Raw genomic sequence first — 21099 nt, forward strand, 5'->3', positions numbered from 1 at the left:
CGGCCGCCAAAACGGGCCCGGATGCTTGCGAACGCCCGCGCGTCGTGGTATCAGAAAATATATATCGACAAGTACAGGTCATCTCGCGGGTTGAGGTGGGTGTGATGTTGATGGGCGTCGACTCGTTCAGCAAACAACAGGTGACGTCGGATGAGCCGGTGTGCCCGGCGATCATCGAGGCGGCGGCGATCGTGGAGGCCGAATGGATGCGCCTCAATCCGTCGAGCCGCCCGGCTCCCCGCGTCACCTGTGAGCTGCCCGCGCCCCGGCACGTGCGCCGCCCGGCCCACACGTTGGTGGCGACGCAGCGCAGGCCGCGCGCGTTGCCTACCTGCGGCACGCAGCTCCGCGTCCGATGGCCGGCCTGCAGGGTCTGGGCGCGGGAACGGTCTCCTCCGGCGGGGGCGTGAGATGGCTCGCCGGTCGGGTTCTGCCGAAGGGAGGTGATGCAACAAGCCGTACGTCGTACCGTCCACGAATATTGCGACGCAGAGTTCGCGCCTGACGGAAAGTCAGCGACGCGCCAGCCACTTGTCGTGGCCATCTACGTGGGCAGCACGACGTCACCACAGTTTCGCGAGCGGGTCGCGCCCGGCTCGATCGCCCTCAATCGGGCGGGTGGCGCGGCCCGCTCCCCATTGGGTGGGGGTTCTGGGTGAACATCGGCTGAAAACGCCCCGGCGACCCGGCGAGGGCGATAGCATCCGCAGGAGCGGAGTCCGTCATGGGGAACCGGACGCCGCCGAGGCTAGCCGGGGGAGCGGAATGTCCTATGTGATCGCAGCGCCGGAGTACGTGGCAGCCGCCGCAATGGATTTGGCGAACATCGGATCCATGGTCAGCGACGCCAACTCCTTCGCGCTGGGTCCGGTTTCGAGCGTGCTGCCGGCGGGGGCCGACGAGGTGTCGGCGAGCATCGCAAGCCTGTTCGACGCGCACGCCCAGATCTACCAGGCGCTGAGCGCCGCGGCGCAGGCGTTCCACACGCAGTTTGTCCAGCTGATGAGCGCGGGCGCGGAACAATACGGCCTCACCGAGGCCGCCAACGCCAGCCCCCTACAAACCGTCCAGAGCATGGTCAGCGGCAACGTACCCGGCGAGGCGCTGTCGAACGCGCAGCCGCTGATGGGCACCGCCGCATCGGCGGGTTCGGCGGCGGCGAGCGTGCCGGCGTCGACGGCCGGCCTGGCGACCGGTGCGGCGCCCGCCACGCCGGCGGCACCGGTCGCGGCGGCCGCGGTCGCGCCGGCCCCGGTCGCACCGGTCTCCCTGGCTCCGACCGGCACGCCGCTGGCGGCCGCACCGACCGTGGCACCGGCCGCTGCGACGGTGGCCGCGATGCAGCCGGCCACGCCGGCCTACGCCCCCGCGGCCGCCGAGGTGGTCGCTCCGGCACCCGCCGCCGCGCCGGTGGCGGCCGCGCCGGTCGAGGCGCCGGAATTCTCTCCGGTGTCGGCGGCGCAGGCGATGCCGGTCTCCACACCGCTGACGGCGGCCCCGGCGGCGACACCGAACTATTCTCCGGCGACGCCGCCCTACTCCCCCGCGACCGCGGCGACGGCCGGATCCCATGAGGAGCAGCCCACCGCGATGGGCGCACCGATCGAGATGGAGCCGTACTCCGCCTGATCCGCCGGGGCTACGCGACGAATTCCGCGGCGCGGTGGCCGATCATCACGATGGTCGCGTGCGGTCCGCGGCTGGTGATCGTGGGCAGGACGGAACCGTCGATCACCCAAAGGTTTTCGATGCCCAGCACCCGGCAGCGCGGGTCGACCACGGCGCCCATCGGCGCGGTGCCGCAGAGGTGCTGGGAGGTCGACCACACCGGCGAACCGACAGAGGTTGTGCCGCCGGCCAATTCGCGGGCAAGCTCGCTGCCCCGGCGCAGCGCCGCGACATCGTCGGGCTCGCTGTCGTAGCGGTGCTCGATCCGCGGCGGCACGGCCGGATCCGGCGAGACCAGCGTGACGCGTCCGCGCGCCCGTGGCCGCATGAGCGCCACCCCGATGTGCGGCCAGTCGGGATGCCCCGCGGTCCCGTCGCCGGTCATCGCCACGAATCCGCCCGTGTACGGCCTGATCTCGAGGCCGTCGGCGGTCCCGAGCACCACTTCGACCACCGGCCGGCCCGGCGCCACGGTCCAGTTGGTCGGTAACACCCACTCGGGGTGGTCGCTGCACGACGTGCCCACCGGCAGCGGCGCCACCACCGGGATGCCGGCGGCCCGCAGCATCGGTTCGTCGCCGATGCCGGACAGCATCAGCAACTGAGCGGACTGTATCGCCCCGGCGCACAACACGATTCGATCGGCGGCAAGCTCGATCGGGCCGTTCGGGCCGACCGCGTCGACGCCCACCACCGCCGTGCCGGAGAAACGCAGTCGCACCGCGCGGGTGCGCTCCAGCAGCACCAGGTTGGGCCGCCCCAGCGCCGGCAGGAGGTATGCGGCACCGGAGCCGGTCCGTACCCCGTCGACGATGTTCAGCGGAACGGCGCCCAGCCCCGAAATCGGTTCCGGCCCACAGTCGTTGAGGTCCTCGATCCACCGAAATCCGGCGGCCTCGGCGGCCGCGATGAAAACCTCTGTGGTGCCGGTCATTTCGCGGGTCCGACGCACGGCGATCGGGCCGTTCGTGCCATGGGCGGGGCCGGCGAAGTCGAGGTCGGTCTCGATGGCGCGGAAGTGCTCGAGCACCTCGGGCCACGCCCAGCCGGGCTGCGGGACGCGGTCGAAGTCACCGGACAGGGATCGGCAGAAGTAGCCGCCGTTGATGGCGCCCGAACCGCCCACCGTCTTGCCGCGCACGATCGGAAGCCTCAGGTCGTGCCGATCGGTGAGGTGGGTCAGGTAGCGCTCGGCCACCGGGCTGCCGACCCCGATCGGCAGTTGCAGCCCGTTGGCGGTCATGGCGAGCAGGTCCGGATCGGACAGCCCGGGGCCGGCCTCGAGGACGGTCACGGTGCGGGCGGGATCGCTGGAAAGCCGTTCGGCAACAACCGATCCGGCGCTGCCGGCGCCGACGATCAGCACGTCGCTGCGCCCGGCGGCCGCGGTCAAGGCTGCTTCAAGACCACTAGGTGCGGATCTGCGGCTTGAGCGCGCGCACGTTGCGCTCGCGCGCCACCCCCCACCACAGCCCGAGGCCATAGGCCAGGTCGTCGATCCGCTTGAGCAACAGGTAGGTCAGCAGCCCGATCGGTTCCGCCTCGTCGCCGGTGGCGTCCCGGCGGCGCAGCCAGTCCACCACGCCGTCCATCACGGCGGCGACCAGCACGACGCGTCTGCAGTGGCGCGACAGCACGGCGGCCAGCAACGCCACCGGCCAGTAGTGCCGGCAGACGGCCGACGCCAGTTGCAGCGCCGCCGCCCACAGGCCGCGGGTGGCGATCGTCACGACATCCCACAGCGAGGTCTCGGCGCTGCGCATCGCCCGGGCGATCCGCCGGCCCGTCACCAGGGCGACCACGATCGAGGCGAGCTGGCTGAGGCTGGTCCCCAGCGCCATGAGCGTCCAGGCCATCAACGCCCAGCCGGAGATCACCACCGGCGCCGTCTTGTCCGGGTGGCGCACCGACAGCGGGGCGGCCGAGCCGCCATAGAATGCCTTGCGCGCAAGCCAGTCCCGCAATTCGGTGCGGTGATCGTGCGCGACCTGCGCGATCGGCTCATAGCGCAGCCGGGCGCCCACCTCGATCAGCCGCCAGCACAGGTCGACGTCCTCGCCGGACTGCATGGTCTCGTCGAACCCGCCCACGTCGCGCAGGGCCGTGCGGCGGCAGATGATGGCCGCGCTGGGGACGTAGGACACCGTGCTGTGAGGCAGCACCGGGGCCTCGCGCTCCCCCAGGTCCAGCGACGAATGCACCGCCTCGTAGCGGGCCACCAGGTTCTCGCTGTGCGACAGGCCGACGATGCGCGGCGCGACCAGGGCGACGGTGGGGTCGCAGAAGTGACCGAGCAAGGCCTCCAGCCAGCCCCGGCGCGGCGTCACGTCGGAGTCCAGGAAGGCGACGAAGTCGGTCGTGCAGGCGGCCAGCCCGGTGTTGCGCGCCGCCGCCGGGCCCTTGCTGTAGGAGTGGCGCAGCACCTCGACGTCGCAGTGCGCGCCGATGAAGTCCTCGGGCTCGATCGGCGGGAAGGAGCCGTCGTCGACCACCACGACGCGCAGTCCGCGCAGCGAGCTCACCAGGCGCCGCACGCCGGAAACGTTGTCGCGCACCGGTATTACCACGGTCACGTCGCGATGCGACGGTCCGCCCGCGGGCCGGGGGTGGGCCACCGTGGCGTCCAGCAGGGTGCGGGCCAGCTGCGCGCTGACGTCGTCGCGGACCTTCAGCCGGCCGTCGGACAGCATGCTCTGGGCGGCCGGGGCCAGCTTCAGCAGGCGCGTCGGTGATCCGCCCAGCAGGGCCGAGCCGTCGCCGAGCACCCGCACGCGGCGATCGACCTGAACGGCGAATCCGTCCGGCAAGCGGGTGGCCGTCATGTGAGCATCCCGTCGGGCCCGGCTGACCACCGGGCGACTCGACGGACACAGTCGTCGACCATCTCGCCGAAGATGCGCTTGCCCTCGGCGGCGGTCGCGGTCGTCGGGTCCCCCAGCACCCCGACCGGGCTGACCGCCGCGACTCCCCCGCGACGCATCGCGGGGAGCAGGTCGGGCAGCGGCGCCCGGTTGCCGGCGAGCCACCGGTCGGTCAGCACCTCGGTCGGCGAGATATGGAGCAATACGGAAGTTTCGGTGTGGCCGGCGTGGGCGTCCCCGCCGCGGGCCACGCAGGGACACCACCCGGCGTCGCGCCCTTCGGCGCGCAACCGTGCGACCGCCGCGCTCAGGGCGCCGACGTTGCCGCCGTGCCCGTTGACGAAGACCAGGCTGGGGGCCCAGGACGCGGCTGACCTGCCGTACTCCACCAGCAGCAGCGTCAGGGCCTCGGCGCCGATCGAGATCGTGCCGGGGAAGTCTTGGTGCTCGCCGCTGGCGCCGTAGGCGATGGGCGGCGCGACCAGCCACGGTTGTTCGAGGCGCGCCCGAGCCCCTCGGGCGACCGCGGCCGCAATGCGGGTGTCGGTGTCCAACGGCAGGTGCGGACCATGTTGTTCGGTCGACCCCAGCGGGACCATTAATGACGGCGAGGTACTCAATAGCTGGCTCGACGTCGTCGTTCCTAATTCGCCGAGTACGGGCACTGGCTGATGGTAGGACGAATTCACCTGGCGTGCACCAATTGTTGACCCTCGAAAATAATTTTTTTCTCGCTTGTTCACCGATCGGTCGAATATGGTGACTCGTCCGTCACGGTTACCACGCGAACACCACAATTTTCGCGACGGCGGATTGAGATTAGATCAAATCCAGATCAAATCCTAGGAATCCCGGCCAACATTTTTAACTATGCGGGCGGCACCCCGAGCGACCGGGTGAAGCCGGCCGGCATCAGGATGTCGTCGGGGCCGAGGTCGTGGACCGACGAGTGCCCCAAACCCATCAGCGCCGAGTCGATGCCCCCGCGCAAGATGTCGAGGACGTTTTCCACCCCCGCCTGCCCGGCCGCGGCGAGGCCCCAGAGATAGGCGCGGCCGATCATCACCGCCCGCGCCCCCAGGGCAACCGCCTTGACGACGTCGCCTCCGCGGCGGATGCCGCCGTCGAGCAGCACCTCGACCTGATCGCCGACCGCCGCGGCCACCGCGGGCAGGGCGCGGATCGACGCCGGCGTGCCGTCCAGGTTGTTGCCGCCGTGGTTTGACACCGAGATCGCCGAAACACCGGCGTCCACAGCCCTTTTGGCGTCGTCGACGCGCATCACGCCCTTGAGCATGAAGGGCCCGCCCCACAGCTCGCGCAGCCAGGCGATGTCCTCCCACGTCGGCGGCGGGGTGCCCATCCACTCCCCGTAGGCGGCGAAGAACGCCGGGCCGGGCTCGCCGCGCCGGCCCTGATTCGGCACCCGCAGGTCCGGCGGGCGCAGCGTCTTGCCGTACTTCCACAGCCAGCGGGGCTTGAAGACGGCCTCGGGCGACTGCCGCAGGACGGTCCGCAGGTTCATCGCCTCGGGGATCTTCGGGCTACCCCAGTCGCGCCCGTGCGAGAACGACCAGTCGGTGGTGACGATCAGCCCGAGGGCGCCGGCCTGGCGCGCGCGTTCCACCCGTTCGGCGATGGCGTCGCGCCCGCCCAGCCAGTACACCTGGAAGAACACCTTGGGGTTGGCGGCGATGACATCTTCGATCGGCTTGCTCGCGAAAGAGGACAGGCCCATCGCCGTGCCCCGCGCGGCCGCGGCCCGCGCGACGGCGACCTCACCGTCCGGGTCGACCGCCTGGACGCCGGTCGGCGAAATCAACACCGGCATCGAAATATCTTGTCCCATAACGGTGGTCGACAAGTCGCGCTTTTCCTGCGCACCGACGACGTGGGGCGCGAATCCGAGTTCACCAAACGCCGCGATGTTGTCGGAGACGGTGATCCCCTTTTCGCTGCCCGCCAGCAGCGCCGAATAAACGGATTTCGGCAGCCGCCGCTTCGCGCGTTGCTGGGCGATGGCCACCGTTTCGAACCATTGGTCGGCCATCGTTATAGCGGGCTCTCGTTGCAGAGCCGGGCCGGGGGTCGCGACAGTGTCAGGAGCACCGGCCCGGCCGCCTTCCGGGAGTGGTCGGCGCGCGGCCGCGGCGTCTCCCGCTCGCGGGCGAGCGCCGGGGCGCTGTGCCCTTGGACGCATTCGGGGTCCGGGCCGTCCAGCGGCAGGCCGGTGAAGAATTTGGCCGCCATGCAGCCACCCCGGCAGCTGTCGTAGTGCCCGCAGCTGCCGCAGGCGCCCGCCGACTGCGGCTCGCGCAGCTCGCGAAACAGCGGCGCGTTCTTCCAGACGTTGTCAAAACCGCCGTCCGACAGGACGTTTCCCGCCAGGAATCGGTCGTGGATGGCGAACGGGCAGGCGTACACGTCGCCCACCGGGTCGATCAGGCAGACCACCCGGCCCGCGCCGCACATGTTCAGCCCGGCCAGCGCGCCGGGCGAGCCGAGCGGTGCCAGGTGGAAGAAGGAGTCGCCGGTGAGCACCCGCTCCCCCTTGGCGACCAGCCAGTCGTACAGCTGGACCTGCTGGGCGTCGGTGGGGTGCAGCTCCTCCCACACGTCGGCCCCCCGGCCCGAGGGGCGGAGCCGGGTGATGCGCAGGGTGGCGCCGTAACGGCTTGCCAGCGCGGCGAATTCGTCGAGCTGGTCGACGTTGTGCCGGGTCACGACGACGGAGATCTTCGCGTCCTTGAAACCGGCCGCCGCGAGGTTCTCCAGCGCGCGCACCGCCATCGCGAACGAGCCGGCGCCCCGCACGGCGTCGTTGACCTCGGCGGTGGCGCCGTCGAGCGAGATCTGGACGTCGACGTAGTCACTGGCGGCCAACCGCGCGGCGACCTGCGGGGTGATCCGGACGCCGTTGGTGGAGAACTTCACGCCGACGTGGTGCGCGGTCGCATAGTCGACCAGCTCCCAAAAGTCCGGACGCACCGTGGGTTCCCCGCCGCCGATGTTGACGTAGAACACCTGCATGCGTTCCAGCTCGTCGATGATGTCCATGCACTGGCGGGTGGACAACTCCCGCGGGTCGCGCTTGCCCGACGACGAAAGGCAGTGCACGCAAGCGAGATTGCAGGCGTACGTCAGCTCCCACGTCAGGCAGATGGGCGCGTCCAGCCCGCGCTCGAACTGCTCGATGAGCCGCGGTACGGGGGAAGTTGCGGCCGTCATTGCGCCTCCTGCAGTACCAGCATCTTCGAATCGGCCAACACGCCCAGCGCGTGCAGGTAGGGCCCCTGCCCGGGGTCGTCCACGCCCGCCGCGCGGCAGGCGGACCGGACGTCGGGATGGTCGGCCAGCGACCGCACCACCGTGAGGATGGTGCGGTTCTTCAGAAAGGACAGCTTGCGGGTGCCGAAGTGGTAGAGCAGCGCGCCGAACGGCTCCGGCCGTACCGCCACCTGCGGGTGCAACCGCCAGCCGCGATCGGGGTCGAACACGCGGATCAGTAGACCCCGCACATCCCGTCGATCGACACCTCTTCCACCAGGGTCTCGGTGACGAGCTCGGTCGCGGTCTCGGTTTCGTGGTCCATGTGGATTTTCCTCCCTGGGGGCTCGACAACGACGGATCGTTCTGGACACAATATGGCATCGAGTGCCGCAATGGAAGGGCGGGTCGGATGATGCCGCAGCCGCGGGTGGGCCGGCGCCGCTCCACGACACCGGGCCACATCACCGACGTCGCCCTCGACCTGTTCGCCGCCCGGGGGTTCGCCGAGGTGAGCGTCGACGACGTCGCGAACGCGGCCGGCATCGCCCGCCGCACGGTGTTTCGCTATTACGCCTCCAAGAACGCCATCCTGTGGGGCGACTTCGACGCCCACCTCGCGCACCTGCGGGAGCTGCTCGACGCGGTCGATCCGCGGGTCCCGCTGGCCGAGGCGCTCCGGGCGGCGCTGCTGGCGTTCAACACGTTTGACGAGTGTGAGACGGTCCGGCACCGGCAGCGCATGCGCGTCATCCTGGAAACCGCGGAGCTGCAAGCGTATTCGATGACGATGTACGCCGGATGGCGCGAGGTGATGGCGGGCTTCGTGGCCCGCCGGTTGGGCGTCAAGACGACCGATCCGCTGCCGCAAACCGTCGCCTGGACGATGCTCGGGGTGGCGCTGAGCGCCTACGAGCACTGGCTGTCCGACGAGTCCGTCCCGTTGCCCGCCGCGCTCGGCAACGCGTTCGACGTCGTGGGCGCCGGGCTGGAAAGCCTGGACCGATGAGCGGCGGCACCGAGCACCTGCTGCACATGCTGCGCTCGCAGGGCCGGTTCTGCGCGGGCTCGGGCTCCCCGATGTACGGGGAGCTCTTCGAGCTGGTCGCCCGCGACGTCGAGGCGGGCGGCGTGTTCGCGGCGATTCTGTCCGGTCACGAGGACGACCCGTCGCGCCTCGCGGTGCCGCTGCGGCTGCTCGGCGGGCTGCACCGGTTGGTGCTCGACAGCACGGCACCGGCGCTGCGGCGCTGGTATCCCAGCACCGGCGGCGCGTGGGACGCTCGCGACGCCTGGCCCGAAATCCTGGACACCGCCGCCCGGCACGCCGACTTCCTGCGCGCGGCGCTGCAGCAACCGCCGCAGACCAACGAGGTGGGCCGCTCCGCCGCGCTGATCGGCGGGCTGCTGCGGCTGGATGACGGATTGGGGTTGCCGGTAAGGCTTTTCGAGATCGGGTCGAGCGCCGGGCTGAACATGCGGGCCGACCACTACCACTACCGGTACGACCGCGGCGGGTGGGGACCGGCCGGCTCGCCGGTGACCATCGACGACGCCTGGCGCGGCGTCCTGCCGCCCGACGGCACCGTCCGGATCGTCGAGCGCAACGGCTACGACATCGCCCCCATCGACGTCACCGGCGCCGACGGCGAGATGACCGTGCTGAGCTACGTCTGGCCCGACCAGCACGCCCGATTGGACCGGCTGCGCGGGGCCATCGCCGTCGCCCGCGACGTCCCGGCGGGGCTGCAGCGCCGGTCGGCGGCCGACGCGGTCGCGGGCATGAGCCTCGCCGACGGCGCGCTGACCGTGCTGTGGCACTCGATCACCTGGCAGTACCTGTCCGACGACGAGCGCGCCGCGGTCCGCGACGGCGTCGAGGCGCTGGGGGCGCGAGCCGGCGCCCGTTCGCCGTTGGCGCACCTGACCCTCGAGCCCGCGCGGGACGGGCCCGGCGAGTCGATCCGGTTTTTGGTGCGGGCCCGCCGCTGGCCGGGTGGTGAACTCGCGGTCCTCGGCGAATGCCATCCGCACGGGCCGCCGGTGAACTGGCGGTAGATCCCGCCGGTGAACCGGCCAAAGAGATTTTTTCGCCCGCCCCGTCGGAGTTCGGCCCGCCGCGGCGACGATAGGAGTGTGAGCGCCGAAGCGGAGCACCAATCCGACGCTCGACGCGCGCTGCTCGCGCTGTACGACGAGGCGTTGCCCGTGGTGTACGGGTATTTCGTCCGTCGCTGCGGGGATCGCGCCACGGCGGAGGACCTGACGTCGGAGACCTTCCTCGCGGCGATGGACGCCGCGCGCAGGGTTGACCCTCCGCCGATCACGATCCCGTGGCTGCTCGGCGTGGCACGCCACAAGCTGGCCGACCACTATCGGCGCGGTCAGCAGCGGCTGGCGGTGCCGGTCGCCGACCCGCCCGAACCGGCGGACGCGGCCGACGACTGGGACACCGAGCTGGATCGCATGGTCGCCGAGGCGGTGCTGGCGCGGCTGGCCGAGCCGCACCGCACCGTGCTGGTACTGCGCTACATGGACGACTGCTCGGTCGGCGAATGCGCCGAGCTGATCGGCCGCACCGTGCACGCCACCGAGGCGCTCCTGGTCCGGGCCCGCCGGGCCTTCAGGCAAGAGTATCCGGAAGGAGGCACGTCATGACCTCGGACCCGCTGGACGTGCTGCGCGCCGATGACCTTCCGGCGCAACCCGATCCGGAGTTCGCCGCGCGCCTGCGCCGGCGCTTGGAATCCGCATTGTCCCTACCGAAAGGAGTCGTCATGAGCGGCACCGCCAGTGCCCTGTCCGAACTCACCGAGCCGTCCGCCGCCGACGCCGCCCCGCGCCCGGCGGCGCTGCCCTACCTCAGCGTCGCGGACGCGCGGGCGGCGATCGCCTGGTACGCCGACGCGTTCGGCGCCGAGGTGATCGGCGAACCGATCGTGGTGGGCGACGGCCGCATCGGGCACGCGGAGATCGCGATCGCCGGTGGGGTGCTGTACCTCGCCGACGAATATCCGGAACTCGGGCTGAAAGCCCCTGCGCCCGGCGGTGTTTCGGTGAGCCTGATGTTGAACGTCGCCGACACCGACGCCGCGCTGCGCACGGCGCGCGAACGCGGCGCCGCCGTCGAGCGCGAGCCCTACGAAAACTACGGAACGCGCACCGCGACCATCATCGACCCCTTCGGCCACCGCTGGATGCTGTCCGGCCCCGCCGCAGCAGGCATCCGGCACGGCGACATCGGGTACGTCGCGGTGTGGAGCCCGGACGCCGATCGCGCCGCCGCCTTCTACGGCCACGTCCTGGGCTGGACGTACGACCCCGCATCGCACCGGGTCACCAACACCGATCTGCCGACCGGCATTTCAGCGCAACCCGGAAGGCCCACCCTGTTCTGCTGCTACGCCGTCGCGAGTGTGGATGCCGCCCGCGCGGCGATCGAGGAGGCCGGCGGCGTCCCGGGTGAAACCCGGGACACAGGGTACGGCGTCCTCCTCGAGGCCACCGACCCCCACGGGGTGGCGTTCGCGGTGTTCGAGCCGCCGGCCGGGCGAAAGCGACCGGCGCTCAACGGATCCGGGCCCGGCGAGCTGTCCTACGTCACCTACCTGGTGCCGGATTCCGCTGGCTTCCGCGACTTCTACGGCCGGGTGCTGGGCTGGGCGTTCGAGCCCGGCCGGGTGGCCGACGGCTGGCAGGTGGTGGGCGCCCACCCGATGGCCGGCGCCGCCGGCGGCAGCGCCGATCCGGCCACGGTGCCGATGTGGACGGTGCGCGACATCGACGCGGCCGTCGCGCGGGTGCGCGAGGCCGGCGGCACCGTGCTCGCCGAGCCGGCCCGCCAGCCGTACGGGGTGACCGCCGAGTGCGCCGACGATCAGGGTAGCCGGTTCTACCTCGGCGAGCTCTAGGGGTTGGCGATCCGGATGGGCGCCCCGTCCAACCAGGCGACGACGGCCTCGACGGTGTCCTCGTAGAAGGCGCCGAGCATCTCGCGGGTGACGTAGCCCAGGTGCGGCGACAGCGTCACGTTGCGCAAAGACCGCAACGGATGGTCCGGCGGGGGCGGCTCGGCGTCGTAGACGTCGAGCCCCGCCCCGGCGATCCGCCCGGTCCGCAGCGCGTCGATCAGCGCGGCCTCGTCGACGATCGGGCCGCGGGAGGTGTTGATCAGGTAAGCGTGCGGCTTCATCAGGGCCAGCTCGGCACGGCCGACCAGACCCCTGGTGCGCTCGGAGAGCACCAGATGGATGGACACCACGTCGGAATCAGAGAACAGGGTCGCCTTGTCGACCCGGCGGGCGCCGACCGCCGCCGTGGCCTCGTCGGTGAGGTTCTGGCTCCACGCGATGACCTGCATGCCAAACGCTTTCGCGTACTCGGCCATGCGGCTGCCGGTCCTGCCCAGGCCGAGCAGCCCGATCGTCTTGCCGGACAACGTCATCCCGGTGGTGGTCTGCCAGCCCCCGGCGCGCATGCTTCGGTGCTCTTCGGCCAGGTTGCGCACCGTCGCGATCAGCAACCCCCAGGCCAGTTCCGGGGTGGCGTCGCGCACCGACCGGAATCGCGGGTTGGCGAAGTCCGAGTGGGCGACCAGCACGCCGTGCTCGCCGGCCGCGGCCATGTCCAGGTTGGGCAGGCTGCGGCCGACGATGGTGATCAGTTTCAGGTTCGGCAGCCGCTCGATGAGCGTGCGCGGCAGGGCCATCCGCTCGCGCATGGTGCAGATCACGTCGAAGGGGCGCAGCTCTACGGCCGCTTCCGCCTCGGAGAGATGCCGGTTGAAAACCGTTACCTCGGAACGGCTTTGCACCCGCGACCAGTCGGCGAGGTCAAGCGCCAGGCCGGCGTAGTCGTCGAGTATCGCAACCTTGGGAAGCGTCAGCCCAGCACCTCGGCGATGGGGGTGGCGGAGGCGATCTTGGCGCGGACCTTCATGACCTTGCCCGGCATCCCGCCGCCGACCACGCCGACCAGCACCCCGTCGCGCTCGTAATAGGCCAGGAACTTGCGGCCGTCGTCCTCCACCAGGTGGACCGTGTCGGTGGCCTCGGGTTCGCCCAGGCACTGGATCTTGACGTCGTACTGGTCGCTCCAGAAATACGGGACGACGGCGTTGGCGGGAACGTCCTGCCCCAGCATCGCGGGCACCACGACCCGGGCCTGGTCGGCGACGTTGCTCCAATGTTCCACGCGCGCTTGGTGTCCCGTCGTGTCGCGCCAGGAGGCGACGTCGCCCAGCGCCCACACGTGGGGTGCGCTGGTGCGGCCGGCCTCGTCGCAGACCACACCGTTGTCGACGTCGATGCCGCTGCCCTCGAGCCACTGCGTCGCCGGGCGCGACCCGATGCCGATCACGACCAGGTCGGCCGGCAGTTCCGTCCCGTCGGTCAGCACCACGGTGTCGACGTGGCGCTCGCCGCGCACCTCCGCCACGCCGAGGCCGAGGCGGACGTCGACGCCTTCGTCGCGGTGCAGGCGCGCCACCAGCGCGCCGATCTGCTCGCCGAGCACGGCGGCCAGGGGCGTCGGCTGCGGCTCGACCAGCACCACGTCGACCCCGAGGGTGCGCAAGCTGGCCGCCACCTCGCAGCCGATGAAGCCGGCGCCGATCACGACGGCGCGCTGCGCGGCCGACGCGTGCTCGCGCAGCGCCATGCTCTCGTCGAACGAGCGCAGCACCCGGATGCCCTCGAGATCGGGTAGCGCCGGAATGCGCCGCGGCACCAGCCCGGTCGCGATGACGAGTTCGTCGTAGCCGAGCACGGATCCGTCGGTGAGCGTGACCGTCCGCGCGGCGGCGTCGAGACCGGTGGCCGCCGACCCGAGTCGCAGGGTGATGTCGTTGTCGTCGTACCACTCGCGCGGCTTGAGGGCCACGTCGTCGACCTCTTTGCGCAGCACTTCCTTGGACAGCGGCGGGCGGTCGTAGGGCAGGTGCACCTCGTCGCTGACGATCGTGATGCGCCCGGTGTAGTCCGACCGGCGCAGTTGCTCGGCGGTCCGGGCCGCGGCGAGGCCGCCACCCACGATCACGATGCCCTTTTCCGTCACGTGGAGTTCATACCACGCTCGCCGGTTAATACTTCAGGGCGCCCTTGTCCACCGGGATCTGGGTGCCCGACAGTGTGCCCGAGCCGTCGCCGGCCAACCAGACGACGACGTCGGAAACCTCGTCGGCCGTCATGAACCCCTTGTACTGCATCGGCATTGGCGGGAAGCTGTGCACGAAGCGGGGATGCTTGGCAAAGATCTCCATCATCGCTTCCGGTTCGATCATCGGGGTGTCGACCGAGTAGGGGTGGATGGAGTTGACCCGGATGTCGTATTCGCCGAGTTCGATGGCCAGCGTGTTGGTCAGCGCGGTGAGCCCGAACTTGCTCGCGGCGTAGTGGCCGTTGCCCGGCGTCGCCTTTAGGCCCGCCGACGAGCTGACGACGACGATCGAGCCGCCGTTGCCGGCCTCGATCATCGCGGGAATCGCGGCGCGCAGGGTGCGCCAGGTGCCGGTCAGGTTGATCCCGATCACGGTGTCCCACTGCTCGTCGGTGAGCTCCCACACCCGACCCCACCCCAGCACCCCGGCGTTGGCCACCAGGATGTCGAGCCTCCTGAATTGCTCGACGCCGTCGGCCACCAGTTGCCGCAGCGCGGCATCGTCGCGGATGTCGACCTGGCGGGCCAGCACCTTGCGGCCCTCGGCCTCGACCAGGCGGACGGTCTCGTTGAGATCCTCGGGCGTGGCCGGCGTGTAGGTGAGGGTGTCGGACGCACGCGCGCAGATGTCGAGCGCGATGATGTCGGCACCCTCGCGCGCGAGCCGCACGGCGTGCGACCGCCCCTGGGCCCGGGCCGCGCCGGTAATGAATGCCACCCGTCCCTGCAGTGATTCCGCCACGGAGCAAGGCTAGCAGCGAAACTGAAACGTGTTCTAACTAACCCGGCGTTCAGATTTCGGAGATGATCTGGGCCCGGCGGCCGTTGTATTCCTGCTCGCTCAGCGCACCGCTGGCCCGCAGCGTCTCGAGCTCCTGGAGCCGCTGCGCGATCGAGGTCTGCGGCGTGGCGACCGGCGCCGGACCGCCGGCCGCCGCCGGCTGGGGGGCCGGTGCCTGCTGCTCGGCGGCCCGCCGCACCACGGCCTGGACCTGTTGGCGCAGCGCGGGATTGGACCGGATGTCGACCATCCGATTGAGCGGCACGTTGTTCGCCTTGAGGATCTGCAGGATCTCCATCAGCGGGCCGGCCTGCCCGCTGAGGTCGTAGGTCTTGTTGTCCTCGGCCACCGTGAACTGCGCCGGCACCAGCCCGTTGACCAAGGCGCTGCGTTCCCAGTCGATCCGGTATTCGCCGGTGGTGGGATTGACCAGGACCACGACCTTGCGGGCGTTGAGGTTGCCGAGCCGGGTCACGCTGGCGATCACCCGGTCCTCGCTGTCGAACGGCAGAAACCCGGGCCCCGCGATGTGCAGGTAGACCTTGACCACCTGCTGGTTGTTGATCCACGTCCCGGTCTCGCTCAGGCCGGTGATCTGGGCCAGCGCCAGCACGCCGTTCTGCTCGAGCTCGGCGTTCTTGGCGGACGACTTCGCCCCGTAGCTGGCCAGCGCGAGCGCGATCACCACGTCGGCCACGGTGATCAGCAGACCCACGTAGAGCATCCACTGCAGCAGGTTGTCGAACCCGAGGGTGAAGTAGACGACCAAAAAGATCGGCCCCACCAGGCCGCCGCACAGCAAAACGATTAACTGTGCCTTCAGGTAGCGCGCCAACACGTGTCTCTCCTCGTCTCGCTGGGAAGTCCGTGTCAGATTAGCGCTCGACCGGCGGTCGCGATACCCGAGCGCGCAAACCGTTTGCGCGCCTTGGTCACTCCTCGGAGGACTCGGCCTGGGCGGCCGCCGCCGGAGAGTAGGCCGGCGTCGCGGGACGCACCGCCGCCGAGGAGCCGGCGGGCGCCGCGGCCGGCATCGTCGCGGGCAGCGGTGTCCCGGCGTATCCGCCGAGGCCGGCCTCCTCGGCCGCTGCCGCCCCTTCCGAGGCCCCGATGACGCCCGACGACGCGGCCGGGCCGCCGGTCGCGGCGGCCGCGGGGACGGCGCCGAGGTTCTGACCCGCGACCAGGCTGCCGGTAAAGCCGGCCCCGCCCATGCCGAACGATTCGCCGCTGCCGACGGCCGAGGCGGCGGGGCCGACACTGTTCACCAGCTGACCGGCCGCGCCGCTGCCCCCGACGCCGAACGCGCTCGGGGGGACGCTGGGCGCGACGGTCAGCGCGGGGCTCACGCCGTTGCCCGCCGGGACGGCCGCGGCAGCCGCCTGGGTGGGCGTGCCGACCGCCCCCAGCGCCGCTTGCTCGACGGTCTGCAGGGGCGAGGCGTTCGCGGCCTCGGCCAGGGCATACTGGGCCGCGCCGCCGCTCATGAGCTCGACGAACTGCTGATGGAACATCGCCGCCTGGGCGCTGAGGGCCTGGTAGACCTCGGCGTGCGCGCCGAACAGCGCCGCGATGCCCGCCGACACTTCGTCGGCACCCGCGGCCAGCACCCCCGAGGTCGGGGTCAGCGCCGCGGCATTGGCCGAGCTGATCGCCGAGGCCAGATTCGCCAGGTCGGACGCCGCCGCCGCCAGATACTCGGGCGTCGCGAAAACGAACGACATCCGTACCTCCTGGGGCGGGCGGGCGATCAAAACAATCTTCCGGTCATTAGACACGGACGCAATAAGCCTGAATCTATAGTAACCCGGGCCGTCCTCGCCCGGTTTCCCCAATCCCGGCGGCCCCGGGAACGCACGAAGCCCGGGCGCCGATCGGCAGCCCGGGCTTCGTGTCGAACAGAACTACTTGATGATCTTGACGACCCGGCCGGCGCCGACGGTGCGGCCGCCCTCGCGGATCGCGAACCGCAGGCCCTCGTCCATGGCCACCGGCTGGATCAGCTTCACCGAGATGTTGGTGTTGTCACCGGGCATCACCATCTCGGTGCCCTCCGGCAGCGTCACCACACCGGTCACGTCGGTGGTGCGGAAGTAGAACTGCGGGCGGTAGTTGTTGAAGAACGGCGTGTGCCGGCCGCCCTCGTCCTTGGACAGGATGTAGACCTGGCCCTCGAACTCGGTGTGCGGCGTGGTGGTGCCGGGCTTCGTGACGACCTGGCCCCGCTCGACGTCCTCACGCTTGATACCGCGCAGCAGCAGCCCGACGTTGTCGCCGGCCTGGCCCTGGTCGAGCAGCTTGCGGAACATCTCCACACCGGTGACCGTGGTCTTGGTGGTGGACGGGCGGATGCCGACGATCTCGACTTCCTCGTTCACGTTGATCACGCCGCGCTCCACACGACCGGTGACCACGGTGCCGCGGCCGGTGATGGTGAAGACGTCCTCGACGGGCATCAGGAACGGCTTGTCGGTCTCGCGGACCGGGTCCGGGATCGACTCGTCGACCGCGTTCATCAGCTCCTCGACGGACTCGACCCACTTGGCGTCGCCCTCGAGCGCCTTGAGCGCCGAGACGCGGACCACCGGGGCGTCCTCGTCGAACTCCTGGGCGGCCAGCAGCTCGCGGACCTCCATCTCGACGAGCTCGAGCAGCTCCTCGTCGTCCACCGCGTCTGCCTTGTTCAGCGCGACCAGGATGTAGGGCACGCCGACCTGGCGGGCCAGCAGCACGTGCTCGCGGGTCTGCGGCATCGGGCCGTCGGTCGCGGCGACCACCAGGATGGCGCCGTCCATCTGGGCGGCACCGGTGATCATGTTCTTGATGTAGTCGGCGTGACCAGGCGCGTCGACGTGGGCGTAGTGCCGCTTGTCGGTCTGGTACTCGACGTGCGCGATGTTGATCGTGATACCGCGCTGACGCTCCTCGGGGGCGTTGTCGATCTGGTCGAACGCCTTGGACTCGTTCAGGTCCGGAAACTTGTCATGCAGGACCTTGGTGATAGCCGCGGTCAGGGTGGTCTTGCCGTGGTCAACGTGACCGATGGTCCCGATGTTGACGTGGGGCTTGGTCCGCTGGAACTTCGCCTTCGCCACTGTTGTGTCCTCCGACTTGTTGGTGCTTTGTTAAGCAGTGTTGATTTCTTGTTGTGCCGCGGTGTTAACCGGGTCAGCTTACTCGTAGGCCCCGGAGCTGATTGCTCGGCTCCTTGCTCGTGAGCTTCGCTCACTCGCCGTCGCCTTCGCGCTCACTGACCCGTCGCCTTAGCGATGATCTCCTTCGACACGTTCGCCGGTACTTCGGCGTAGGAGTCGAACACCATCGAGTAGTTCGCCCGGCCTTGCGTCTTCGACCGCAGGTCGCCGACGTAGCCGAACATCTCCGACAGCGGCACGTGCGCCTTGACCACGCGTGCACCGCTCCGCTCCTCCATGGCCTGGATCTGGCCACGGCGGGAGTTCAGGTCGCCGATCACGTCGCCCATGTAGTCCTCGGGCGTGGTGACCTCGACGGCCATGATCGGTTCCAGGATCACCGGTTGCGCTTGCGCGGCAGCCTTTTTCAGCACCTGAGAACCGGCGATCTTGAAGGCCATCTCGGACGAGTCGACCTCGTGGAAGGCGCCGTCGAGCAGGGTGACCTTGAGGTTCACCAGCGGGTAGCCGGCCAGCACGCCGTACTGCATGGCGTCCTGGGCGCCGGCGTCCACCGACGGGATGTACTCGCGCGGGATGCGGCCGCCGGTGACCTTGTTCTCGAACTCGTAGGTCGCGCCGTCCTCGCCGTGGAACGGCTCGAGGTTGATCAGCACCTTCGCGAACTGGCCCGAGCCACCGGTCTGCTTCTTGTGGGTGAACTCGACCTTCTCCACCAGCCGCCGGATGGTCTCCTTGTAGGCGACCTGCGGCTTACCGACGTTGGCCTCGACCTTGAACTCGCGGCGCATGCGGTCCACCAGGATGTCCAGGTGCAGCTCGCCCATGCCGCCGATCACGGTCTGGCCGGTCTCGGCGTCCTGGTGGACCTTGAACGTCGGGTCCTCCTCGGCGAGCTTCTGAATCGAGAGGCTCAGCTTCTCCTGGTCGCTCTTGGTCTTGGGCTCGATGGCCACCTCGATGACCGGGTCGGGGAACGTCATCGACTCCAGCACGACCTGCTCGTTCGGGTCGCTCAGGGTGTCGCCGGTGGTGGTGTCCTTCAGGCCGATCACCGCGTAGATGTGGCCCGCCGACGCCGTCTCGACCGGGTTCTCCTTGTTGGAGTGCATCTGGAACAGCTTGCCCAGCCGCTCCTTCTTACCCTTGGTGGAGTTGATGACCTGGCTGCCGGAGTCGACCTTGCCCGAGTACACCCGGACGTAGGTCAGCTTGCCGAAGAACGGGTGCGTGGCGACCTTGAAGGCCAGCGCCGAGAACGGCTCGTCGGTCGACGGCTTGCGCACGACCTCGACGTCCTCCTTGCCCGGGGCGTGGCCCACGGCCGGCGGCACGTCCAGCGGCGACGGCAGGTAGTCGATGACCGCGTCCAGCATCGGCTGGACGCCCTTGTTCTTGAACGCGCTGCCGCACAGCACCGGGTAGGCCTCCGAGCTGATGGTCAGCTTGCGCAGCGCGCCCTTGATCTCCTCGACGGTGAGCTCCTCACCGCCCAGGTACTTCTCCAGCAGCGCCTCGTCGGTCTCGGCGACGGCCTCGACCAGCTTGGTGCGGTACTCGTCGGCCTTCTCCTGCAGGTCGGCAGGGATGTCGACGACGTCATACTTCTCGCCGAGCTTGGCCTCCGCGCTCCACACCTTGGCCTTCATCTCGACCAGGTCGACGACGCCCTCGAAGTCACCCTCGGAGCCGACGGGCAGCTGGATCGGGATGACGTTCGCGCCGAGGCGCTCCTCCATGGTCTTCACCGAGAAGTAGAAGTCGGCGCCGATCTTGTCCATCTTGTTGACGAAGCAGATCCGCGGGACGTCGTACTTGTCGGCCTGGCGCCACACCTGCTCGGACTGCGGCTCGACGCCCTCCTTGCCGTCGAAGACGGCAACGGCGCCGTCGAGCACGCGCAGGCTGCGCTCCACCTCGACGGTGAAGTCGACGTGGCCCGGGGTGTCGATGATGTTGATCTGGTTGTCGTTCCAGAAGCAGGTGGTGGCCGCGGAGGTGATGGTGATCCCCCGCTCCTGCTCCTGCTCCATCCAGTCCATGGTGGCGGCGCCGTCGTGCACCTCACCGATCTTGTAGCTGATACCGGTGTAGTAGAGGATGCGCTCGGTCGTCGTCGTCTTGCCGGCGTCGATGTGCGCCATGATGCCGATGTTGCGGACCTTGGTCAGGTCGGTCAGCACGTCCTTCTGTGCCACAGAAGTCTTCCCACTCTTTCGATTGCTTGGTTAGCTGTCATTACGCCTCCGGCACTCCACCAGTGGGGGCCGGTCGGCCCCTACCAGCGATAATGCGCAAAGGCGCGGTTTGCCTCGGCCATCTTGTGGGTGTCCTCACGCCGCTTGACGGAGGCCCCGAGGCCGTTGCTGGCGTCGAGGATCTCGTTGGCCAGCCGCTCGATCATGGTCTTCTCCCGGCGCTGCCGCGAGAAGCTGACAAGCCAGCGCAGCGCCAGCGTGGTGGACCGGTCCGGGCGCACCTCGACGGGCACCTGGTAGGTCGCACCACCGACGCGGCGGCTGCGGACCTCCAGCGCGGGCTTGACGTTGTCGAGAGCGCGCTTGAGCGTGATCACGGGATCCGTACCAGTCTTTTCCCGGGCATTCTCGAGCGCACCATAAACAATGCGCTCGGCGAGGGATTTCTTCCCCTTGAGCAGAACCTTGTTCACCAGCTGGGTGACCAGCTGCGACCCGTAGACGGGGTCGTTGACCAGCGGACGCTTGGGCGCGGGCCCCTTGCGCGGCATTAGCTCTTCTCCTTCTTGGCGCCGTAACGGCTGCGAGCCTGCTTGCGGTTCTTGACACCCTGGGTGTCGAGCGAACCGCGGATGATCTTGTACCGGACACCGGGCAGGTCCTTGACCCGGCCACCACGCACCAGCACCATCGAGTGCTCCTGCAGGTTGTGGCCCTCGCCGGGGATGTAGGCGGTGACCTCCACCTGGCTCGTCAGCTTCACGCGCGCGACCTTGCGAAGCGCCGAGTTCGGCTTCTTCGGGGTGGTGGTGTACACGCGGGTGCATACGCCACGGCGCTGCGGGCTGCCCTTGAGTGCCGCGGTCTTGACCTTGCCGATCTTGTCCCGGCGACCCTTGCGGACCAGCTGCTGAATGGTTGGCATCTACCGGCTTTCTGTGTTGTCGTTCGTGTTCTGGCTCAAGCTGTTAAGTCTGTGTACTGCAGTTTTGCCCCGCCCCGGGTAAGCTCGC

General features: G+C 69.7%; 22 protein-coding genes. 6 read left to right on the top strand and 16 right to left on the bottom strand.

Annotated elements, in window-relative coordinates:
- The first annotated feature begins 104 nt into the window (after nt 1-104).
- Both AWB89_RS21340 and AWB89_RS21345 read left to right on the top strand, forming a co-directional pair.
- Nucleotides 105-410 (top strand): hypothetical protein, encoded by a 306-nt coding sequence (locus AWB89_RS21340; RefSeq protein ID WP_142282602.1) that lies wholly within the window; start codon nt 105-107, stop codon nt 408-410.
- A gap of 355 nt (nt 411-765) precedes the next feature.
- A complete protein-coding gene (locus tag AWB89_RS21345) occupies nt 766-1629 on the top strand; it encodes a PE family protein (protein ID WP_085176345.1) in 864 nt (287 codons plus the stop codon).
- Nucleotides 1630-1639: 10 nt separating this feature from the next.
- On the opposite strand, the gene mftG is transcribed toward AWB89_RS21345, so the two are convergent.
- The 7 genes from mftG to mftA all read right to left on the bottom strand — a co-directional run bounded on the left by mftG (nt 1640) and on the right by mftA (nt 8121).
- Nucleotides 1640-3061 carry a mycofactocin dehydrogenase MftG gene (mftG, locus tag AWB89_RS21350; RefSeq protein ID WP_085176347.1) on the bottom strand — a complete coding sequence of 474 codons (1422 nt, stop codon included), beginning with the start codon at nt 3059-3061 and terminating at the stop codon, nt 1640-1642.
- A gap of 16 nt (nt 3062-3077) precedes the next feature.
- Nucleotides 3078-4490, bottom strand: coding sequence for a mycofactocin biosynthesis glycosyltransferase MftF (mftF, locus tag AWB89_RS21355; protein ID WP_085097066.1), 1413 nt, complete (start codon nt 4488-4490; stop codon nt 3078-3080).
- The gene (mftE, locus tag AWB89_RS21360) at nt 4487-5218 is read right to left on the bottom strand and encodes a mycofactocin biosynthesis peptidyl-dipeptidase MftE (protein ID WP_085176349.1); all 732 of its coding nucleotides are present in this window, start codon (nt 5216-5218) and stop codon (nt 4487-4489) included. The genes mftF and mftE overlap by 4 nt, the downstream gene beginning before the upstream one ends.
- A 179-nt stretch (nt 5219-5397) precedes the next feature.
- Nucleotides 5398-6579, bottom strand: a complete 1182-nt coding sequence (gene mftD / locus AWB89_RS21365; RefSeq protein WP_085176351.1) for a pre-mycofactocin synthase MftD — start codon at nt 6577-6579, stop codon at nt 5398-5400.
- Between the two features lie 2 nt (nt 6580-6581).
- The gene (gene mftC / locus AWB89_RS21370; RefSeq protein WP_085176354.1) at nt 6582-7757 is read right to left on the bottom strand and encodes a mycofactocin radical SAM maturase; all 1176 of its coding nucleotides are present in this window, start codon (nt 7755-7757) and stop codon (nt 6582-6584) included.
- A complete protein-coding gene (gene mftB, locus AWB89_RS21375) occupies nt 7754-8026 on the bottom strand; it encodes a mycofactocin biosynthesis chaperone MftB (RefSeq protein WP_170929114.1) in 273 nt (90 codons plus the stop codon). Before mftB ends, mftC begins: the two co-directional genes overlap by 4 nt.
- A 5-nt stretch (nt 8027-8031) precedes the next feature.
- On the bottom strand, nt 8032-8121 hold the full coding sequence (mftA, locus tag AWB89_RS21380) for a mycofactocin precursor MftA (protein WP_066907308.1): 90 nt from the start codon (nt 8119-8121) through the stop codon (nt 8032-8034).
- Nucleotides 8122-8208: 87 nt separating this feature from the next.
- On the opposite strand from mftA, the gene mftR reads away from it, so the two are divergent.
- The 4 genes from mftR (at nt 8209) to AWB89_RS21400 (ending at nt 11707) form a co-directional block, all read left to right on the top strand.
- Complete coding sequence (gene mftR / locus AWB89_RS21385; protein ID WP_162293330.1) at nt 8209-8805, top strand: mycofactocin system transcriptional regulator; 597 nt, start codon at nt 8209-8211, stop codon at nt 8803-8805.
- Nucleotides 8802-9854 (top strand): DUF2332 domain-containing protein, encoded by a 1053-nt coding sequence (locus AWB89_RS21390; protein WP_085176356.1) that lies wholly within the window; start codon nt 8802-8804, stop codon nt 9852-9854. Before mftR ends, AWB89_RS21390 begins: the two co-directional genes overlap by 4 nt.
- A gap of 78 nt (nt 9855-9932) precedes the next feature.
- Nucleotides 9933-10454: an RNA polymerase sigma factor gene (locus tag AWB89_RS21395; RefSeq protein ID WP_085097084.1), complete on the top strand. Its 522-nt coding sequence runs from the start codon at nt 9933-9935 to the stop codon at nt 10452-10454.
- Nucleotides 10451-11707, top strand: coding sequence for a VOC family protein (locus AWB89_RS21400; RefSeq protein ID WP_085176358.1), 1257 nt, complete (start codon nt 10451-10453; stop codon nt 11705-11707). Before AWB89_RS21395 ends, AWB89_RS21400 begins: the two co-directional genes overlap by 4 nt.
- On the opposite strand, the gene AWB89_RS21405 is transcribed toward AWB89_RS21400, so the two are convergent.
- From AWB89_RS21405 to rpsL, 9 genes are all read right to left on the bottom strand, one after another.
- Complete coding sequence (locus tag AWB89_RS21405; protein ID WP_241520568.1) at nt 11704-12681, bottom strand: D-2-hydroxyacid dehydrogenase family protein; 978 nt, start codon at nt 12679-12681, stop codon at nt 11704-11706. The two genes, AWB89_RS21400 and AWB89_RS21405, sit on opposite strands and share 4 nt — an antisense overlap.
- The gene (locus AWB89_RS21410) at nt 12678-13850 is read right to left on the bottom strand and encodes an NAD(P)/FAD-dependent oxidoreductase (RefSeq protein WP_085176360.1); all 1173 of its coding nucleotides are present in this window, start codon (nt 13848-13850) and stop codon (nt 12678-12680) included. The genes AWB89_RS21405 and AWB89_RS21410 overlap by 4 nt, the downstream gene beginning before the upstream one ends.
- Before the next feature lie 25 nt (nt 13851-13875).
- Entirely contained in the window at nt 13876-14694 is an 819-nt protein-coding gene (locus AWB89_RS21415; RefSeq protein WP_085176362.1) for a mycofactocin-coupled SDR family oxidoreductase, read from the bottom strand.
- A gap of 49 nt (nt 14695-14743) precedes the next feature.
- Nucleotides 14744-15571 carry an SHOCT domain-containing protein gene (locus AWB89_RS21420; RefSeq protein WP_085176364.1) on the bottom strand — a complete coding sequence of 276 codons (828 nt, stop codon included), beginning with the start codon at nt 15569-15571 and terminating at the stop codon, nt 14744-14746.
- Nucleotides 15572-15665: 94 nt separating this feature from the next.
- Nucleotides 15666-16457 (bottom strand): PE family protein, encoded by a 792-nt coding sequence (locus tag AWB89_RS28340; RefSeq protein WP_085176366.1) that lies wholly within the window; start codon nt 16455-16457, stop codon nt 15666-15668.
- Between the two features lie 180 nt (nt 16458-16637).
- A complete protein-coding gene (gene tuf, locus AWB89_RS21430) occupies nt 16638-17828 on the bottom strand; it encodes an elongation factor Tu (RefSeq protein ID WP_085097102.1) in 1191 nt (396 codons plus the stop codon).
- Nucleotides 17829-17980: 152 nt separating this feature from the next.
- A complete protein-coding gene (fusA, locus tag AWB89_RS21435; protein WP_085176368.1) occupies nt 17981-20086 on the bottom strand; it encodes an elongation factor G in 2106 nt (701 codons plus the stop codon).
- A gap of 80 nt (nt 20087-20166) precedes the next feature.
- Nucleotides 20167-20637 (bottom strand): 30S ribosomal protein S7, encoded by a 471-nt coding sequence (gene rpsG / locus AWB89_RS21440; RefSeq protein ID WP_066907284.1) that lies wholly within the window; start codon nt 20635-20637, stop codon nt 20167-20169.
- Nucleotides 20637-21011 (bottom strand): 30S ribosomal protein S12, encoded by a 375-nt coding sequence (gene rpsL / locus AWB89_RS21445; RefSeq protein ID WP_003879423.1) that lies wholly within the window; start codon nt 21009-21011, stop codon nt 20637-20639. The genes rpsG and rpsL overlap by 1 nt, the downstream gene beginning before the upstream one ends.
- Nucleotides 21012-21099: the final 88 nt, after the last annotated feature.

The organism is Mycobacterium paraense, assembly GCF_002101815.1.
GTDB lineage: Bacteria > Actinomycetota > Actinomycetes > Mycobacteriales > Mycobacteriaceae > Mycobacterium > Mycobacterium paraense.